Here is a 5,259-nt window from a genome sequence, read left to right on the forward strand (position 1 = left end):
GAGCAGGCGGACGGGGCAGGGGCAGGGGCAGGGGCAGGGGAACGAGGCGGGCCCCGGAGCGGGGTGCTCCGGGGCCCGATCGTCGCGAGGTGCTTCCGTCAGGCGGCGGGGACCTCGGCGGTGGTGCGGATCCGATCCAGCGTCGGCGCGGCGACCGGCGACTGGGCGGTCAGGTACGCCACGAAGGCGTCCAGGTCGATCTGCCCGGTGACCAGGTTCGTGCCGGCGGTGAGGGCGCTGAAGCCGTCGCCGCCGCCGGCCAGGAAGTTGTTCACCGTCACCCGGTAGGTGGCGGCGGTGTCGACGGCGGTGCCACCGATGGTGAGGCTGCCCCGGACCACGCGGGTGCCGGCGCACGGGTCCGCTGTGGGGGCGGTGGTGCCGTTGAGGTCGACCACGTACCCCACGGTCGAGGACGGGTACAGCACCCGGCCGGTCACGAACTGCTGTTCCAGGACGCAGTAGAGCTGCGCGCCGGTCAGGTCCAGCGTCACCAGGTTGTTGGCGAACGGCTGCACCGTGAACGCCTCCTCGTAGGTGACCGTGCCGGCGTCGAGGTCGGCCCGAACCCCGCCCGGGTTCATGAAGGCGGCGACGGCGTTCTGCTCGTCGTCCGTGGCGGCGAGCTGCGCGTCGGCGATCAGGTTGCCCAGTGGCGACTCACCACATGAGGCCGGCACCTGATCCGAGCAGGTGGTGAGCAGGTTATCCCGCGTCTTGGTGATGGCGGTGCTGGTGACACCGACCTCGCGGCCGGCGACCGGGCCGAGCACCGTCTTGTACCGGTCGATCAACGCGGTCTGCTTCGGGTCCTTGGCGACGTCGCGGGTGACCACGACGTTGTTCGCGGCGGCGGAGAGCACGTCCCCGCTCCGACGGTCGATTTTGAGGTCGATGTCGGTGACGAGGCGGCCGAACGAGCTGGCGCTGGTGACCAGCTTGCCGTTGATGTTGCAGTTGTACGCCTGGTGCGTGTGACCGCTGACCACCACGTCGATCGAGGGGTCCATCCGGTTGGCGATGTCCACGATGGGCCCGGTCATGCCGACGCAGTCGTTGATGCCGCCGGTCGCCGCCTGGGCACCGCCCTCGTGCAGCAGCACGACGATCGTCTGCACGCCCTTGCGGCGCAGCTCACGGGCATACCGGTTGGCGGTCTCCGCCTCGTCGGCGAAGGTGAGGCCCGCGACGCCCTGCTGGCTGACGATCTGCGGGGTGCCCTCCAGGGTCATCCCGATGAAGCCGACCTTGACGCCCTGCACCTTGTGGATCGCGTACGGCGCCATCAGCGGCCGGCCGGTCGCGGTCTTGAAGGCGTTCGCGGACAGGTACGTGAAGCCGGCGCCCCGGTAGGGGGTGCCGTCGGCGCAGCCGTCGACCGGGTGGCAGCCACCGTTCTGGATCCGCAGCAGCTCGGCGGCGCCCTCATCGAACTCGTGGTTGCCGACGCTGGCGTAGTCCAGCCCCGCCATGCTGAGCGCCTCGATGGTCGGCTCGTCGTGGAACGCGGCGGAGAGCAGCGGGGACGCGCCGATCAGGTCACCGGCGGCGACCGTGATGGTGTTCTTCTTCTTGGCTGCGGCGCGCAGCTCGGCCAGGTGCGTCGCAAGGTATTCGACGCCACCCGCGGGCTGCCCGGCGATGGTGCCGCTGGAACCGGTGGGTGGTTCGAGGTTGCCGTGGAAGTCGTTGAGTGCCAGCAGGGTGACGTCGACCGGCTTCGGCCGCGCGTCGGCCTGCTCGGGGGTGGTGGCGACCGCGCCGAGCGCGGCCACCGCGAGTGCGGTCAGGCCGACAGCGGCCCGACGCATCCCGGAACTGGACATGAAACTCCTCGTGAGAATCGGCGCGTGCGGTGGTCGGCCTGTGGGTCGACCGGCCGCCCGTCGACGCCGTCGGAAGGATCGATCATGCTTGGCGGCGGTTGGATCGCCGCCCGCCCGGCCAGCCTCTCATCCGGACGCTCACCCGTCGAGCCGAGCAGCGCGGCAGAGCTGCGAATACGTTCCTCCGGCTGGTGACGTGGAGATGACCGGCGGCCCAACGCGCCACGTCGACGCTCGATCGCACCAGACGCGGCCGTCGAACGCACGCTCATCCGCGGCCGCGGCCGCCGCGGCCGCGGGCGGCGGCCGCGGCCGCGGCCGCGGGCGCGGGCGCGGGCGCGGCGGGGGCGGCGGGGGCGGCGACAATCCAGACTGGACGAACCGCAGGCGATCAGTCGACCGTGAGCGCCTCGATGACCAGGGCTGCGACGGCATCGGGCGGCCAGCCGTCCGCGACCCCGGGCCGGCATGCCAGGTAGTCGGCGATCCGCTCGGCCGGCCAGCCGTGCGACTCGCGCAGCCCTCGGGCGATCATGCTGAGGTAGATCGACGCCGGTGGACGGCACCGCACGGCGGACGCCGGCTCGGGGGCCGTGAAGGTGAGCAGCGGGACACCGTCGAGGCTGCCCGGGCAGACCAGCGTCTCGTAGCGGCCGGGGCCCAGCGTGGCCCGCCCGTTGGCGACGGCCGCGTCGATCGCCGCGCCGGTCGCCGGGATGAGGTCGGTGGTGTGGCCGGCTGGGCGGTACATCTCCTGGGCCGCGATGTCGGTGAACTGCTCGACGGTGACCAGGTAGGCGCGGGCCGCGGCGACACCCGGCAGTTGCGGGTCGTAGAACGCCATCCCGCCGGTCCAGGCACGGGACGCGCCGGCGAAGTAGATCCCACCCGGCAGCGACACCGGCACCGACCGGCTCGGCGGGCGGCGATCCCGACAACCGGGGTACGTCCGCAGCCCGCCGGGCGGGCACCCGCCGCCGATGTACCACGCCAACCGGGCGGCGTGCATGTTCGAGCCGTACGCGACGTACCAGACGAGCACGACGGGTGCTTTCAGAAGCCGCAGGTCTGGGCGGCGGAGTGGCTGACCTGCACGGTGTGCGTCACGCATCCGCCGGATTCGACCCGGTGCAGAAGGAAGGCGGTGGGTTCGGCGACCCAGCCGATCTGCTCGTCGACGGCCATGGTGAGGGTGCTCTGCTTCAGGGTGCTGGGGGCGACGGTGAGCACCGTGCCGGCGTACCCCGTGGTGACCGGGCGGTGCAGGTGCCCGGCGGCGACCCGCACGACGTGCCGGTGCCGGCCGATCACCTCGGCCAGCGCGTCGCCGTCGGCGAGCCGGATGGCGTCGGCCGCCGGAATGCCGACCGCGACCGGCGGGTGGTGCAGGCAGACCACGGCGGGCACCTCGGGCCGACCGGAGAGGACGCCGTCGAGCCAGGCGAGCTGCTCCTCGCCGAGCTGGCCGCCTCCGCTGCCGGGGGTCAGCGAGTCGTGCACCACGATGGTCGCCGCCTCATGATCGACGTGGTAGTAGGCGGAGAATCCGCCGCCGAGCCAGGGCGTGCCGCCGAACGCGTCGAGCAGCGACTCCCGGTCGTCGTGGTTGCCGGCGACCAGGTAGACCGGGAGGGGGAACGGGCCGATCAGCTCCCGCAGGGCTGCGTACTCGTCGGGGCGGCCATGGTCGACCAGGTCACCGGTGATCACCACGCAGTCGGGTCGCGGTCGCAGGGCCAGCACCCGGCCGAGCGCGCGATGCAGCCCGGCGGCCGGGTCGGCGGCGAGCAGGCCGGTGGTCAGATGCGGATCACTGAGCTGGGCGATGAGCACGGGCTCGCCTCCTCGGCGCCGGGGGCTCCACGCTATCGCCCGCCGTCTGTCCCCACAGGCTGCGTCCACAGCCTGTGGATAGCACATGCGTACGAAGCTCGGCCGGTCCCGCCACGGCGTGAGTACCCTTGATCGCGCCGACCCCCCCTACCTGGAACGACGTGCGAGTGGATCATCAGCAAGTCATCCGCGACGTCACCGTCCGCCTGCCGATGGCGTCGACCACGCCGGAGGCCTGCCGGTGGACGGTCACCGCGCTGTCCCGCCACACCTCCGCAACGATCTCTGTGCTGCTCGAGGTGCACGATCGGCTGCGCTGCATCGCGGCGGCCGGCGCCTGGCAGGTGTTCGCCACCGTGCCGGCGCGGACCGGAATCGTCGGTCGGGTGTACGCCAGCGGCGCCACGGCCGTCGTCCCGGACGTCACCACCGATCCGGACTACCTCCCGGTACGCCCCGACGTCACCGCCGAGTTGTGCGTGCCGGTCACCGATCCGGCCGGCCGGACCATCGGCGTACTCGACCTGCAATGGACCCACCCCGTCGACCTGACGCCGTGGCGGGAGACCGCGCAGCGGCTGGCCGCCCGGCTCGGTGCCCGGATCACCGCCCTCGGCGGCCCACCGGCGGAGAGCCGCAGCGAGAAGCTGCTCCGGCACACCGCCGCGCTCTCCTCCGCGCCGACCGAGGGCGACGTGCTGGGCGTGGCGACCTGCGCCGCCCGGGAGGTCTCCACCCTGTCCACGGCGGTGCTGCTGATCGCCGACGCCGGAGAGGTCCGGCTCGGGCCACCGCCGCCGACCCCGGGTGAGCTGGAGACCCGGATCCGGGCGGAACTGGCCGGGGCGGAGCCGGCGGCGCTCGCCCGGATGATCGAGCGTGCACACCGGTACGGCGCCGGCTACACCCTGGGCGAGGTGGGCCACCCACCGACGGAGGACTACGAGCCGCTGACCCGGGCCGGGGTACGCACACTGGTCGCCGTCCCGGTCGGCCCGCCCGATGCCGGAGGGGTCCTGCTGGTCGCCGACGAGCGGTCCCTGCGCCCGGACCCGACCACGGTCAGCCTCATGGAACTGCTCGCCGGGCAGGCCTGGACGAACCTGGACCGGTTGCGCACCCTCGCGCGCCTACGGGAACAGGCCAGCTCCGACCCGCTGACCGGATTGCGGCACACCGGCCCCTTCGGGCAGCGGATCGCGGCGGCCACCCCGGGGCGTACGGCGCTGCTGGCGATCGACGTGGACGGCTTCAAGACCGTCAACGACACGTACGGCCACCAGGCCGGCGACCAGGTGCTGGTCGGGCTGGCCCGGGCCCTGGAGGGGGCGCTGCGGCACGGCGACGAGCTGTACCGGATCGGCGGCGACGAGTTCGTCGCGGTGATCGAGGTGAGCCGCCCGGAGGAGGCGGTACGGATCGCCGAGCGGCTGACCGAGGCGGCCCGGCGCACGGGCCGCACGATCAGCGTGGGCGTGGCACTCCCGCACCCCGGCGAGTCCCCCGAACGCACCCTCCGCAGAGCCGACCAGGCCCTCTACGCGGTAAAACGCCAAGGCCGAGACGGCGTACACCTCTCCGCCGCCTAACCGCACCCACC

General features: G+C 73.0%; 4 protein-coding genes. 1 reads left to right on the top strand and 3 read right to left on the bottom strand.

What is annotated here, in order from left to right:
* Positions 1-98: 98 nt before the first annotated feature.
* From F8271_RS29695 to F8271_RS29710, 3 genes are all read right to left on the bottom strand, one after another.
* Positions 99-1,826, bottom strand: coding sequence for a bifunctional UDP-sugar hydrolase/5'-nucleotidase (locus tag F8271_RS29695; protein ID WP_151493130.1), 1,728 nt, complete (start codon positions 1,824-1,826; stop codon positions 99-101).
* A 391-nt stretch (positions 1,827-2,217) separates the two neighbouring features.
* Positions 2,218-2,868 carry a histone deacetylase gene (locus tag F8271_RS29705; RefSeq protein WP_225854849.1) on the bottom strand — a complete coding sequence of 217 codons (651 nt, stop codon included), beginning with the start codon at positions 2,866-2,868 and terminating at the stop codon, positions 2,218-2,220.
* Positions 2,869-2,879: 11 nt separating this feature from the next.
* Positions 2,880-3,659, bottom strand: a complete 780-nt coding sequence (locus tag F8271_RS29710; protein WP_151493131.1) for a phosphodiesterase — start codon at positions 3,657-3,659, stop codon at positions 2,880-2,882.
* Positions 3,660-3,826: 167 nt separating this feature from the next.
* Here F8271_RS29710 and F8271_RS29715 point away from each other — a divergent pair, with 167 nt between their 5' ends.
* The gene (locus F8271_RS29715; RefSeq protein ID WP_151493132.1) at positions 3,827-5,248 is read left to right on the top strand and encodes a sensor domain-containing diguanylate cyclase; all 1,422 of its coding nucleotides are present in this window, start codon (positions 3,827-3,829) and stop codon (positions 5,246-5,248) included.
* Positions 5,249-5,259: the final 11 nt, after the last annotated feature.

It is taken from the genome of Micromonospora sp. ALFpr18c, from assembly GCF_008868155.1.
Taxonomy (GTDB): domain Bacteria; phylum Actinomycetota; class Actinomycetes; order Mycobacteriales; family Micromonosporaceae; genus Micromonospora.

Bases quoted from the DNA above. Each gene is read 5' to 3' on its own strand.
- F8271_RS29695 (WP_151493130.1), bottom strand. From the start codon at position 1,826: ATGTCCAGTTCCGGGATGCGTCGGGCCGCTGTCGGCCTGACCGCACTC.